The sequence below is a fragment of the Streptomyces sp. NPDC007945 genome, assembly GCF_042958885.1.
Classification (GTDB): Bacteria; Actinomycetota; Actinomycetes; order Streptomycetales; family Streptomycetaceae; genus Streptomyces.
Map to the genome: position 1 here is coordinate 685,239 of NZ_JBIBJV010000004.1, position 13,388 is coordinate 698,626.

Below are 13,388 nucleotides of genomic sequence, written 5' to 3' on the forward strand. Positions count from 1 at the left end.
CTGCTTACTGCCGCGTCCTTGAGTCCCAGTGGGCCTCTCGCCTCTCGCTCGTCGTGGTGCTCCAGACGCCCGTCTCCAGACCGACACCGGTCACGTCCCCACCCGCTTCGCCACCTCGGATCCCTTGGAGGTTTCTTCTGTCCGAAGGCGGTCCTATGATCACAGGCATGCATCCCGCCCTGGTCCTGATCGATCTGATGCCGCGTATCATCGCTCTCCCTCTCGCTCCCCACACGGGCGAGGAGGTACTGGAGCGCGGCCGCGGGCTTGCGCAGTCGTTCCGGGCACGGAACCGACCCGTGGTGATGGTACGGGTGGAACGTCCGGGCGTCGCCGAACAGCCGCCCGGCAGCGACTTCGCCGACGGCTTGGTGCACGACGGCGACCTTGTGGTGGTGAAGCGAACCGTCGGTGCCTTCTACGGCACTGGTCTGGACGAGCGCCTGCGCGCCCTGGACGTGGACACGCTGGTGATGGCCGGGCTGGTGACCACGATGGGCGTCGAGTCCACGGCGCGGGCCGCGTCCGACCACGGCTATCGGCTGGAGTTCGTGGCCGACGCGATGTCCGGGCTGGCCGCGGACGAACACGACTTCGCCGTAGAGCGGGTCTTCCCCCGCTTCGGCGAAGTGCGCCGCACCTCCGACTACAGCTGACACCACCCCACGCGTCCCCTCTCACGCGGGGACGGCTCCCTCGACCGATCCCAGCGGCGAGAGCCCCCTCACCACATGGCGGGCGTCGGGGTGGGGAGCGTGCCGATTGCTGCACCGATAAGGGTGCGTGCTTCGGCGCCGTATCAATCTTCGACGAGAACAGTCAGCCTTCGCCGCGGTAGGTCAGGAGCGGCGGATGCGTCTCACTCCCCAGACTCCCGCACCCGTGAGGGCCAGGGCGGCCGCCGCGCCGACGGCGAGGAGGACAGAGGTGTTCGGCCGCGCAGGGCTCGCGGCGGTGGGGGCCGGCTTCGGGGCGGGGGCCGACGACGGCTTCGACTCCGGGGTCCGGGTCGGCGTCGCAGGCGGCGTGGTCGGCACGTGGTTGACCGGCTGGATGAACTTCGGCATTCTGCCGCGGTCCGGCGCCCCGGGGTTGCCCAGTCCCCGGTTGATGTGCGCGCCGGGACGGATGACGCCGTAGCCGGCGTAGGTGCTGACCGTGCCGGGCTTCCAGTCGTCGCCGCGGCCTGCCGAGTCGTACATGACGCGCAGGACCTGCGACGCCGTCCAGTCGGGATGCAGGGACCAGATGAGGGCGGCGGTGGCCGACGCGAGCGCGGCAGAGGTGTGGGTGCCACCTCCGTCGGGGCAGTAGCGCTGGAAGGAGGCGTCGCACCACCGGGGGATGCCCGTTCCGGGAGCCGAGATGTTCACGTCGCCGTGCTGGGAGAAGTCGGCGACCTTGCCCTCCGGGGTGGTCGACGCGACGCTGACGACCTCGAGGTAGCGTGCCGGGGCGAGGGGCTTGTTGCCTTCCTTGGCGTTGTCGCCGCTGCCGGCGAACACGAGGACGTCCTTGGCGAGGGCGTCCTGCAGGGCGTAGTTCTGTCCGGTCAGGCCGGCACCGATGGCGTACTGGCTGCCGAGCGAGATGGTGATGATCTTCGCGTCGAGTTTCAGGGCCATTCTGATGGCTTGGTCGAGGTGGTCGTAGATGTTCGGCAGTTCGTCATGTTTCAGCATGGGGACGCGAATCGGGATGATCTTGGCGCCGGGGGCGAGGCCCTGTAGGCCGCCGCCCTTGCCCGTCCCCGCGATCAGCTCTGCGGTCGTGGTCCCCTGGCCGGTTCGGTCGCTGGTGTCGGGGCCGCCGCCTTCGGGGATCGACGCGTCCCGTCCGGGCAGGACCTGGCCCCTGAGGGAGGGCGTCGAGGGGTTCACTCCCGAGTCGATGACGGCGATCTTGATCCCTTCGCCGGTCGTCTTCTCCCAGATCTTGTCGACGTCCATGCGGGCGAGGTACCACTGCCGGTCCCTGGCACCGTCCGCATGCGCAACTGGAGCCTGCCCGGCCAGTCCTGCCACCGCGAGCGCCACGGCCAGAACACGCACAGGTGCGCCATGACGTCGTGCGGATCCGACCGGCCAGCGCCTTCCGTGGGTGAGTTGGAGGGAGAATGCCATGCACCGATTGGACCATGCGATTCTGCACCCGCGTTCGTCGGTTTCGGCCGGTCCGCCCTCCTTGGCCAGGAGGCGGCCCCCGAGCACTCATCGGGGTGTTGGGCGCTTTGAACGTTGACGCTCGAGGGCGACCGCGCCGATGGCCGCCATGTGGTGGATCGTGACTGACATCTGCCAGGATGTCAGTCCCACGAGGCCTCGTTCGATCGGTACTCGTGCACCCGCTGCGCAGGCTCTTCGGGAGCGGGCCGGCCCTGAGCGGACACCGCGCTCGGGGCAGTCGACCTCACCGTGCCCCGAACCTTCGCCGGACGCCATTTCCTGGGCGAAGCTCGCGACTGCCGTCAGCTCGCCGTCCCCCAGTTCGGCCGCCGGTCCAGCCGCCGAACCCGCTCACCTGCCATCCCGACTTCACCTGGCGGGCCCGGTGGTGGGGCGCTGGCACCGACGGCAAACCGCCCGGGGCGAGCCGGTACGAAAGGGCCCGGCTTGCCAGCCCCGCCCTGCAGAACGCGATCAGCGACGCCCGCATCGCACCCTCGCGGATCCGAACCACTCTCGGGAGTCAGACCGCGACGAGCTCCCGCTCGAGGTCCGGCGAGCCGACCTTCGGCTTCCTGTTCGGCAGCGAGAGCCGGAAGACCTTGCGCCACGCGGAGAACACCTGCTTGGGCAGCGGCCCGGTGACGTACTCCAGCTCGTACTTCTCGAACAGCGCGCGCACCTTCACCGCGACCTCGGCGTACCGGTTGCTCGGCAGGTCCGGGAACAGGTGGTGCTCGATCTGGTGCGACAGATTGCCGGTCATGAAGTGCATGGCCTTGCTGCCGCTGATGTTCGCCGAGCCCATCATCTGGCGCAGGTACCACTGGCCGCGCGTCTCGCCCTTGATCGACCGGCGCTCGAAGACCTGCACGCCCTCGGGGAAGTGCCCACACATGATCACCGAGTGGGACCAGAGGTTGCGGACCAGGTTCGCGGTGAACGTGGCGGCCAGCGTGGGGAGGAACGACGGGCCCGACAGCAGCGGGTGGATCACGTAGTCCTTGAGCACCTGCTTGCGGATCTTGCGACCCACGGCCTTGGCCCGCGCGCGGAACTCCGGGTTCTTGCGGCGGCGCTTGTTCAGGTTCTTGCCGAGCTCCAGGTCGTACGCGGCGATGCCGTACTCGAAGAAGCAGGCGTTGATGAAGTTCCACAGGGGCTGGCCGAGGTGGAACGGGTGCCACTTCTGGTCCTCGTCGACGCGCATGATGCCGTAGCCGAGGTCGTTGTCCTTGCCGATGACGTTGGTGTACGTGTGGTGCAGTTCGTTGTGCGAGTGCTTCCACTGGTCGGCCGGCGAGACGTGGTCCCATTCCCAGGTGGTGGAGTGGATCTTCGGGTCCCGCATCCAGTCCCACTGGCCGTGCAGGATGTTGTGGCCGATCTCCATGTTGTCCATGATCTTCGCCACGGACAGACCGGCGGTGCCGACCAGCCACGCGGGCGGGAAGATCGAGAACAGCAGGACGCCCCTGCTGACCAGCTCGAGCTTGCGCTGCGCCGAGATGACCTTGCGGATGTAGGCGGCGTCCTTCTCGCCGCGGCCGGCGATCACCTCGTCGCGGATCGCGTCCAGCTCGCGGCCGAGCTCCTCGATCTGCTCCGCGGTCAGGTGGGCGGTGGGGTCGATAGCGGTCAAGGTGCTCCTACCGTTCGATGTCGCAGGGGCCCGCCGCGGCGGACACACAGGTCTGGATGAGGACGCCCGGCTCGGCCTCGGTGATCTCGCCGGTGCGCAGGTCGCGGACGGCGCCCGCCCGGAGCGGCGTGACGCAGCCGAAGCAGATGCCCATGCGGCACCCGGAGGGCATGAGTACGCCGGCCTCCTCGCCGATGTCCAGCAACGGCGTGGCGCCGTTCGCGTCGACGGTCTTGCCGGTCGTGCTGAACGTGACCTCGCCGCCGTCGCCGGCCACGACGATGCCGGGGCGGAAGCGTTCGGTGTGCAGGTGCTCCGGTACGCCGTGCTCGCTCCAGTGCGCTTCGGCGGCGTCGAGCAGGCCCGCGGGCCCGCAGGCCCAGGTCTCGCGCTCGGCCCAGTCGGGCACGAGTTCGTCGAGCCGGGCGATGTCGAGCACGCCGTCCGTGTCGGTGTGCACCTCGGTGAGCCGGAGCTTCCCGGCCGCGACCAGGTCGTGCAGTTCTCCGCGGAAGATCACGTCCTGCGGCCGCGGCGCGCAGTGGACCATGACGACGTCGTCGAACTCGGTGTCGCGCAGCATGCCCATGATGGGAGTGATGCCGCTGCCGGCCGTCAGGAACAGCACCTTGGCGGGCTCGGCCCGCGGCAGCACGAAGTCACCGGTCGGCTGGTCGAGCTGGATCAGCGTGCCCGGTCTCGCCCTGCGAACCAGGTGATTGCTGACCTTGCCGCCCGGGATCGCCTTCACGGTGATCGTGACGCGGCCGTCCTCGCGGCTCGTCGGCGAGGTGAGGGAGTAGGCACGCCACAGGCGCACCCCGTCGACGTCGACCCCGATCCGCACGTACTGGCCGGCCGTGTGGCCGCGCCAGCCCCGTCCGGGCCTGATCACGACAGTCGCGGCGTCACCCGTCTCGCGGTGCACGGCCTCGATGCGCCCGCGCAGGTCGGCACCCGCACGCAGCGGGCTGATCAGGTCGAGGTAGTCCGACGGCAGCAGCGGCGTCGTGACCATCTCCAACAGTTTCCACGCCCTGCCGCGGAGGGCTGCTCTCGTCATGACTCCAGCTTGCTGCCCCTCAGAGGGTAAGGTCCTGACCGAAAGATGTGAATTTGATCGGCCGAATTGTTCGCAGGAAACAAAACGTGAGCCATGCCATGCGAAGGGCCAGCGAACTGGCCCTCGACGAGACGACGGTCACCGCACTTCGGGCCGCGCTGAAGACCACCGCGGACGAGGTCGTCCAGGCGATCATCGACGAGGTCCCTTCCTACGCCAACGCCCTCTCGGGCCACATGGGCGCCACCATCCGCCGAGCCGTCCGCACCGCCCTGGGGCACTACCTGGACCTCGCGAGCGGGAACGCCACCGGCGGCGACGGCGGTGACGCAGCCTACGAGCTGGGCCGCGGCGAGGTCCGCGACGGCCGTTCGATGGACGCCCTGCTCAGCGCCTACCGCGTCGGCGCCCGCGTGGCCTGGCGATGCCTGGCGGCGGGTGCCGTCTCCGCAGGTCTGCCCGCCGCCGAGGTCGCCAAGTTCGCCGAGCTGACCTTCGCCTACATCGACGAGCTCTCCGCCGCGAGCGCCGCGGGCCACGCCGACGAGCTGGCCGCCCAGGGCCGGGCCCACGAGCGGCACCTGGAACACCTGGCCCGTGAGCTCCTCGCCGGCGCGAGCCCGGACGTGCTGCTGGCCTCTGCGCAACGGGCCGGGTGGCAGATCCCGGTCTCACTCACCGCGGTCCTCCTGCCCGCCGCGCAGGCCCGGCCTGCCTACCGCACGCTCGATCCGAGCACCCTCGTCCTCGACGACCTGCCGGACGCCAGCGGTGTGCTGCTCGTTCCCGATGCCGACCGCTCCCATCTCCTGCGGCAGCTCACCGATCGCAGCGCCGTGGTCGGCCCGGCGCGGCCCTGGGCTCGCGCGTCCGCCTCGTACGCACGAGCCGCACGCGCGCGCTCCCTGCACCCCGGCATCCGCGACACCGAGGAGCACCTGCCCGAGCTGGTACTGAGCGCGGACATGGACGCCTTCACAGACCTGCGGGCCCGAGCCCTCGCACCGCTGCGGTCGCTGCCGGCGGCGACCGCACGGCGGCTGGAGGACACGCTGCGGGCGTGGCTGCTGCACCAGGGAAGGCGGGATGAGGTGGCTGCGGCGCTCTTCGTCCATCCCCAGACGGTCCGGTACCGGATGTCCCAACTGCGGGAGCTGTTCCCGGACCTCACATCGCCGAACAGGGTCCTCGAGCTGATGCTCGCGGTCGGTCTTCGGGCCACCTGACACGTACGACGACCATACGGGCCCACTGCTCACCGGTACTGGCACCGGCACCGGCCCGCGTCGTCGCCGTCGATGTCCGCCGCGCTGCCGACATCCGGAGCCCGGGCATGGCCCTCTTCCGGTGCTGGACCGGCCACCGCCCTCACCCGCGACTACGGCAGTGCCTCCATCCGGCACACCACCGGCAAACCTCTCACCCGCGACCAGACCCACCAGAAGGCCGACGGGGTGTGGCGGCCGTCCGGAAGCACCGCGCCGACCGGCTCGGGTTGTTCCCCAGGGCGAGGGGGCCATGGACCGCGTCGACGACGTCGTACGCCACTGATCGAGGCCCGCGGCCAGGTGGGGACGACCGACGTGGTCAGCGCCCTCGCCCGGCCGAGTCGCCTCGCTGCCGACCGCGAACGCCGCACCCGACGGCGCTCCGGAGGCCTGTCCGGCCCGGCGATCCGCGCGAAGGCCGGGCGGTCAGCGACGCCGGCCACCGCCGATGCGGCGCTCGTCGGCCAGTGCGGTGAGCGGGCCGAACTCGCAGGCAAGCTCGTTCCACGTCAGGACCTCGCCACAGCGGGCCGGGAACTCCTTCGGGTCGAACTCGGGCATGGTCCAGGTGCCAGTGCCCCGGTCCCGCAGCCACAGGTCCCCGTCACCGTCGACCACGGTCGGCGGGACCGGAACGGGCTCGGCTTGATCGACGGGGTCCCACGTGATCCGGCCCGGGTGGGAAACGCGGCGCAGCTCGGTGGTGGCCAGCCTCGCCGCCAGGTCACGGGTGGACTCTTCGGCGTCCTTCACCGACGCGAGTCGGTATGCGTCGTCGAGTACGGGCAGGGCTGGATTCTTGCTGCGCTTTGAACTCATACGCTGACTACCTCCGGTGGGGGCGCGCCACATCCGATATGGCGCCCCGTAGAGGACCACCGTATCCGAGGCGGGAGCCGGCCCGGCTACGACCAGGGCCCAGGTGGAGGCGCAGGCACACTGGGCGGTGGGGCCAGTGGGGCGGGTACGGGACCTGGCGCAACCCGCGGGGTAGCGCTCAGGCGGGCGCGCCTCTTGCTCTCCCGGCTCCCGGATGCCGGCCTCACCACCGACGGCGCCCTCACCGTCGAGGCCGCCTTCGACGTGTTCGCCCCGGTCACCCTGAACGCCAGGCACCCCATCCGGACCGAAGTCGATGACATCGGCCGCGCGCCCGGGGCCGACTTCCGCGCCCAGCAGGGGAGGGCCGCCTCGACGGCGCCGCCACCAGCCTCACCCGTGCGTCGAAACCGCCACAGAACACGGCCGTTGGCTCGCATCCGTGCCGGGAGTGCTCGCCTTGAGCCCGGAGGGGTATCGCGACACCCACGCGTTCACCATGGTCCTCAGCGGCCAGCCAGCACGCGGGTGGCTCGAACGAGCAGCCCGAGGTCGGTCAGGGCCTTCGGCGGCCGCTCCATGTTGACCACGCCCATGTAGGCCGCGTTGACGACGGGGTCGATGACGGAGGCCTCGGTGAGCTTGTCGGCGACCCACTTCTGGACCCGGTAGCCGCGGGGGTACGGGCCGGTGACATGGGGCTGGGCAAGGTCGGCGGCGGTCGAGAGCTGCCACGCCGCGTCCACGACCGCTTCGACGAGCCGGAAGTAGTTCCAGGCGAGGTCCTGCGGGGAGGGGGCGGAGCGCAGGTGGGCACCGAGTGCGTTGGCCGCGAGCGCCGCCAGCGTCAGCCCCTGCCCGTAGACCGGGTTCACGCTGGCGAGTGCGTCTCCGACGACGACCAGGCCGCCGGGGAAGCGGCTGAGGCGCGAGTGCACGCGCCGGCGACTCTCGACGAACCGGTACGTCTTGACATCGCCGATCATGGAGGAGGTGTCCGCCACCGTCCGGAGCGGGGCGACGCAGCGCCGCATGCGCCGCAGGAATTCCTGCGGGTCGGGCCCGGGCCGGTGATCGGCATAGCCGGCCAGGACCACCGACCAGCGGTCGCCCTCGACGGCGGCGAGCGCCCCCGGCTCCGTCACCTTCGGCTGGTAGTCGCTCGCGGGGCCAGGGCTGGAATGGGCAATGACCGTGCCCCCCAGCTCGTCGCCGCGGTGGAAGAACGCGGTGGCGTAGCCCAGGTCGATCCGCATGCTCTCGACGGGAGCCGCGTCCCAGCCCTGTCGGACAAGCCAGTCCTCCAGCGGACTGTTCCGCCCCATGCCGTCGACCACGAAGTCGGCGTCGACGGTGTCCGCGCTCCCGTTCCCGCCCTCGGACGTAGTGGTCACACCGACGACCCGGCCTCGCCGCAGTACGAGGTCGGTGACCTGCTCCTGGACGAACCGCACGTTGTCGAGACGCGCGACCCGCCGCCGCAGGTGGCTCTCCAGGAAAGGTCGCGTGGCGCCGAGCATCCGAGCTTCTGCCACCGGGGCTTTGAGACGGCCGTCCAGGTAGAACTGGACGTCGTGGCCTTCGCCGAGGAGGGCGCCGCCCTTCACGAGCTCGTCGGTGATTTCCGGGAACCAGCGTTCCAGCTGTATGTGGCCCATGGACAGCAGGGCGTGGAGTTGGTGCCGCTGCGGTGTCCGCCGGCCGAGACCGTCGTCGCCCATGACATCCGGCTCCACCACCACTACCTCGTCGGCGTGGTCGCTCAACACGCGGGCGGCAAACAGCCCGGCGAAGCTCCCGCCCATGACAACAGCTCGCCTCACAAGAACCCCCCCCCACCCCAGCCCCGTAGCTGGGCGCTCAAACTCTTACCCGTCACGCCGTGCCACGTGTCGGCCGGCCAGGACACTACCGACTACCGCGCGTCCGCGGGGAGGCAGCCAGGGGTCGAGATCGTCGGGGGCCAGCTCGCGCAGCACTGAGACCACGATTCATGTTCCGGCCGGTACCACCCACCAAGCAGAAGGACGCATATGTCAGCTCGCGCCCGCCTGCTCGGGAGATTCGCGAATGACCGGCGCCGGGACGGCTACATGCGAGACCAGGCCGTCGGCAGAGTGAGGGCCTGGACGCGAGGTCACTTCGCGGGCCTCCACGGACTGACCCTGGTCGGCGCCTGCAGTGAGGGCGCGCCGCTGCGTCCACTACGCAGTTGGTGCCGGAGGCCGTATGGCGCGGCCACCTTCGGGGCCCCGCCTCCAAAGATCGCTGGACGCTATCCGGGATGCGATCAACGGGCGGTGGATGTCCCATAGAAATGTGGTAAGCGAGGTCTGGGTTCACCGAGTTGCCCGTGTCTCAACACACAGGTGAACGGTACCCGCAATCGCAGATGAGGTATTGCGGTATTCGACTGCCAGGACACTGATAAGGGTGTCGAGGTGCTTTGCTTAGCTGATCAAACTGAACCGGTCACGCTCTCACTCCTTACCGTCCCCGCGTCGCTGGCGTTCTGGGGACGAGGCGTCGACAGAAGCAGGGGGCAACCCGGCAACAGGAGTTCGACCCAGGACTGAACCTGAACGGACCCGCCCGGATCCGCATATGGAGTGGATGCCGGACGGTTGACCGACTGCGGCACGATCGGCAAGACGACCGGTGGGTGACTGCCCATAGGTCTGGATGGCGATCGATGTGCCGGACGCCACGCACCAAGGCCATGGCTTCCTACCAGACGAGCAACCGGGATCGGAGATGTGCAATGACGGAGATCGACGCGGCTGTAGCGGGCTCGAACGCGTCCAGTGCCACGATCCTGGCAACGATATTCAACAAATCCAGTCGCACTATCGCCACGGGCGGCACAGTGCGACTTACAGCAGCTCCCTTCGGGACAGGTAACTTTGCCGATGCGACTTTCAGCGCGATCGCGCCGGGAGGGCAAGAGACGCAGATTATCAATTGGGATTTGGAGCAGGATGATGTGGGGCATACCCCATATCCGACGGACGCCCACTACTTTCTTTCAGCGGAAGAGGGTGGGGCCTGCAGGGGAGGAACCGGCCAAAATCCGGAAGGGATCGCAGGGGTCCGATTCTCCATATTTGACGCTGACTGGTCATGACTGCGCCGACCCTGGATGATTGCGAAAGGGGGCACGGGTTAGTTTTATGGGTCAATCCCCTTGGCCTCCCGTGCTCGGAGTTCGCGGGAGGGTGGGTTCGGGTAAATGGCTCTACCGTCCGGAATTAGCGAGGCAACTATGTCTACTTCGTCATTTCAGATGTCGAGCTTCGCTCCTGTTGATGGTACTCTCGTCAATCAAAGCTCGACCTCTGTGTCGTTCTCTTTTTCTAGCGCATATGTAACGCATATCAGCGTCGAAATTTGGTCTGAGGGTGATCAAGGCGCCACCTACGCTGATGGGCAAGAAACTGACATGAACGGTACCGATGATGTGGGCCTGTCGTTTGCCGTGCCCGCTGCGGTTAACCTGCACTACAAGATTACGGTCAGTGGTGACCCTAGCTCCAACAACACTGTCCACGTCCGCATCGAATGGTAAGCGCGGACATTCCGTGTTCCGTCCCTCCCCCCGCTGGCGCGTGATCAGGACCGCGAATGTGGGTTGTTCGTGATAGCCGGGGTGGCGAGTGCTCGTTCAGTAGGTGAGGGGGGGTGGAGGAGTGGGCGCGAATGAAGCGACTGACTACCGGTATATGACTGAACACCTTCTTGTACTGGGCTGCCAGTACGGATCCTGCCGATCGCCGTCCTCGCTGACTGCCAGCAGCCGTCCGAGAGACAGGCAAGCCGGCCCCGATCCAGTCCCAGACGCCCCCCTCGACGGTGTAGCCGTCCCATCGTCCGCAAGCCCTCGACGCCCTCGGCAGGTACCTGTACGAACTGCTTAAAGGCTGCCCGCGCCGCTCCACGCCACGGACGCCGGCGGGGCTCCATGACGACGATCAGTATCGGCTCGAACCCGCGCTGTCTCGGGCATGGGCTATTTGGCCCGCAAGACCCCGCCTACCTGCGACGGCGCGGAATCACGGCGCCGATCGCCTGAAACCATTCTGCCGACGTCGCATACCCCTAACGCCCAGAAGACGACCACCGTAGGTGGCGGCTGCCGGGGCACCGGACTCGGGCGGGGAAGCCCCTGCTCGGCGGGTGCCGAGCAGGGGCTCTGCTCACCGCGCGGTGGCGATTCCTGCGAGCCCGGGCGCGGCGGTGCGGCTACGTCCGACGCTCGCGATCCGCGCTGCGTCCCGCGGCCACGCCGAGCGGCCCGCAGGTGTTACCACGCTCGCTTGCAGTTCTCCAAAGCGGTCCTGCCCACCTTGCGGTCACAGGCGTAGGCGATGACGTTCGCCTTGTTCTTGAACGTCCAGGACTTGGAGCCGTTGACGACGGCCACCTTGTTCTTGACCGTGCGCCAGACACCGCCCTCGAAAGAGTCGTACTTGAGCGCGAGAACCGCCTCGTAACCGTCCCCGCTCACCTTGTCCTTGGCGTACGCGCCGGAGAAGGAGCCGTCGTAAATCGTCCTTCCGCCTGCCTCACCAGCCTGCCAGTACTTGTACGTTCCGCCGATCTCGGCCTTGCCACTGCCGGAGGTCTGATGGAAGCCGACGGTCACCGCACTCGCGGACGTTGCGACACCCATGACGAGGGCGGCCGCAGCGACGGCACCCCCCAGTACTGTCCTCTTGGACACGATTTTCATCATGATTCCCCCTCATGATTGTTCTTGGTCGCGGTGATCGTAGGCACGGCTCGTCGGCTCGTCATCGGCGGTCTTGGGTATTTGTCACCTCTTACACAGAGGAAAGGACGGTATCGCGCCAGCGCGGCGGATCGAGTCGACTGGCGGCGAGCCTTCTCGCCGCTGGGTAATCAGAGGCGGACGGTGATCAGGGCAATGACGTCGCGGGCGCCGGCTGCGACGTCGATTCGGTCCAGGACGACTTCGGCGAGGCGGCCGGCCAAAGGTCGGCATGTCGGTCGACTGGCAACGTTGGGCTGCCGCAGGCCGAAGTCGGCGTCCCGACCACGGCGTTCGATAAGGCCGTCGGTGCAGGGCATGAGTTGGCCGCATGGGCAGAGGGCACGGCGCCCTGGGGGTGGGCGACGGGGTGGGGGCGGGCCGAGTGGCGGGGCGGTGGGTTGGCGGGTGGGTGGATTGGTCCAACAGGTGGCAGTTGCCGTCGTTGGGCGACGTCGCCGAGAACGCCCCGACCCCGTCGCCCTCGCCGACGCCACGCAGCAGGACGGGCGGCGGGTGGCCGTGCGCGCCGCTGATTGGCCCACCGTCGTCCACGGAGCGGATAGGCCGGAATCAGCGGCTCGATCCGGTTCCGCAACCCATCAGTGATCAATCATCAGACGGACACATCCGATCAACTGAGCAAGCCGGCAGGGAGATCCGGCCTAGGTCTCCAGTCCTCGGACGAGGGCAGCCCAAGATCATCCGCAAGTCCGATGGCGGCCTTCTGGATGCGGGAGCCACCATGCTGGTGAAACCTGCCACGAGGAGCGCATCATGTCGTACCCGGAATACCTCGAGTACCCGGAAGCCCGCTACTACCGCAGCACGGGTGAAGTGAGCGCGGCCTTCCGTCCCGCCGACAGCCCACCGGACATCTCCTCGCCCGGAGGCTCCACTCACTACCTCGCCACCAACGCGTCGACCGGCGGCGAGTTCGGCCTGTACAAGGTGGAGCTGGGCGCACGGGCCGCTGGGGCCAAGACCCACTTCCACAAGGCGATGTCGGAGTCCTTCTACATCCTCTCCGGCGAACTGGAGCTGTACAACGGCGAGAAGTGGGTCACGGGCCGCGCGGGCGACTTCCTGTACGTACCGGTCGGCGGCCTGCACGCCTTCAAGAACGTGACCGACGAGCCCATGTCCATGCTCATGCTCTTTTCCCCGGGCGCCCCACGCGAGGAGTACTTCGAGAGGGTCGCGGAGGTGGCGCAGCGCGGTCGCGAAGAGCTGAAGCAGTTCCGCATCCGACACGACAGCTACTTCCTGGAAGACTTCGAGCACGGGACGGAGTAGTTCGGGCCGTTGCAGGACTACCTCTCCGCCACAGCGGTGGCCACTCCATGGCGAGGCCGGCCTGCACGAGTTCACCCATGGTGTCGTCAGTGTCTCGCGGGCGTCTCGCGCCTTGCGGACCCCGCCGCTCCAGCCTGACGTAGGAGCGGAACGTGACGAAGGCCCGAGGCGCCCCCGTCGGCCGTCCTCTTCGCACCTGCCCCGAAACCGGCGTTGGTGGCGCGCTAGGCGGTGTCGTCAAATGTCACGCCCACATCAGCAGTGAGGCGAGAGTGACGGCTGCCTCGTAGGACTCGGCGGTCTTGTCGTAGCGGGTGGCGATCCCGCGCCATTGCTTGAGGCGGTTGAAGCACCGTTCCACTACGTT

At 68.4% G+C, this 13,388-nt stretch carries 10 protein-coding genes and 1 pseudogene; 4 read left to right on the top strand and 7 right to left on the bottom strand.

Translation table 11 applies throughout. The annotated features are described in order from the left end of the window. The first annotated feature begins 167 nt into the window (after positions 1–167). On the top strand, positions 168–656 hold the full coding sequence (locus ACFZCF_RS17055) for an isochorismatase family protein (protein WP_388449967.1): 489 nt from the start codon (positions 168–170) through the stop codon (positions 654–656). A gap of 183 nt (positions 657–839) precedes the next feature. Here the strand turns inward: ACFZCF_RS17055 and ACFZCF_RS17060 are convergent, their stop codons facing one another. The 3 genes from ACFZCF_RS17060 to ACFZCF_RS17070 form a co-directional block, all read right to left on the bottom strand. Continuing rightward, positions 840–1,949 carry a S8 family serine peptidase gene (locus ACFZCF_RS17060; protein WP_391287079.1) on the bottom strand — a complete coding sequence of 370 codons (1,110 nt, stop codon included), beginning with the start codon at positions 1,947–1,949 and terminating at the stop codon, positions 840–842. Positions 1,950–2,688: 739 nt separating this feature from the next. Continuing rightward, on the bottom strand, positions 2,689–3,807 hold the full coding sequence (locus ACFZCF_RS17065) for a fatty acid desaturase (protein WP_391287080.1): 1,119 nt from the start codon (positions 3,805–3,807) through the stop codon (positions 2,689–2,691). A gap of 7 nt (positions 3,808–3,814) precedes the next feature. Then, positions 3,815–4,825, bottom strand: a complete 1,011-nt coding sequence (locus ACFZCF_RS17070) for a ferredoxin reductase (protein WP_388450037.1) — start codon at positions 4,823–4,825, stop codon at positions 3,815–3,817. A gap of 131 nt (positions 4,826–4,956) precedes the next feature. Between ACFZCF_RS17070 and ACFZCF_RS17075 the strand changes: the two genes are divergently transcribed. Continuing rightward, the gene (locus tag ACFZCF_RS17075) at positions 4,957–6,096 is read left to right on the top strand and encodes a helix-turn-helix domain-containing protein (RefSeq protein WP_391287081.1); all 1,140 of its coding nucleotides are present in this window, start codon (positions 4,957–4,959) and stop codon (positions 6,094–6,096) included. A gap of 468 nt (positions 6,097–6,564) precedes the next feature. Here the strand turns inward: ACFZCF_RS17075 and ACFZCF_RS17080 are convergent, their stop codons facing one another. Continuing rightward, complete coding sequence (locus ACFZCF_RS17080; protein WP_388449975.1) at positions 6,565–6,957, bottom strand: hypothetical protein; 393 nt, start codon at positions 6,955–6,957, stop codon at positions 6,565–6,567. 506 nt (positions 6,958–7,463) lie between these two features. Beyond that, positions 7,464–8,762 carry a hypothetical protein gene (locus ACFZCF_RS17085; RefSeq protein ID WP_391287082.1) on the bottom strand — a complete coding sequence of 433 codons (1,299 nt, stop codon included), beginning with the start codon at positions 8,760–8,762 and terminating at the stop codon, positions 7,464–7,466. A gap of 956 nt (positions 8,763–9,718) precedes the next feature. Here ACFZCF_RS17085 and ACFZCF_RS17090 point away from each other — a divergent pair. Continuing rightward, positions 9,719–10,081 (top strand): hypothetical protein, encoded by a 363-nt coding sequence (locus tag ACFZCF_RS17090; protein ID WP_391287083.1) that lies wholly within the window; start codon positions 9,719–9,721, stop codon positions 10,079–10,081. A gap of 1,176 nt (positions 10,082–11,257) precedes the next feature. On the opposite strand, the gene ACFZCF_RS17095 is transcribed toward ACFZCF_RS17090, so the two are convergent. Then, positions 11,258–11,689 (bottom strand): hypothetical protein, encoded by a 432-nt coding sequence (locus ACFZCF_RS17095; protein ID WP_391287084.1) that lies wholly within the window; start codon positions 11,687–11,689, stop codon positions 11,258–11,260. An 813-nt stretch (positions 11,690–12,502) separates the two neighbouring features. Here ACFZCF_RS17095 and ACFZCF_RS17100 point away from each other — a divergent pair. Then, the gene (locus tag ACFZCF_RS17100) at positions 12,503–13,021 is read left to right on the top strand and encodes a cupin domain-containing protein (RefSeq protein ID WP_391287085.1); all 519 of its coding nucleotides are present in this window, start codon (positions 12,503–12,505) and stop codon (positions 13,019–13,021) included. A 244-nt stretch (positions 13,022–13,265) separates the two neighbouring features. On the opposite strand, the pseudogene ACFZCF_RS17105 reads toward ACFZCF_RS17100, so the two are convergent. Next, a pseudogene (locus tag ACFZCF_RS17105) lies at positions 13,266–13,388 on the bottom strand (IS5/IS1182 family transposase); the annotation flags it as partial.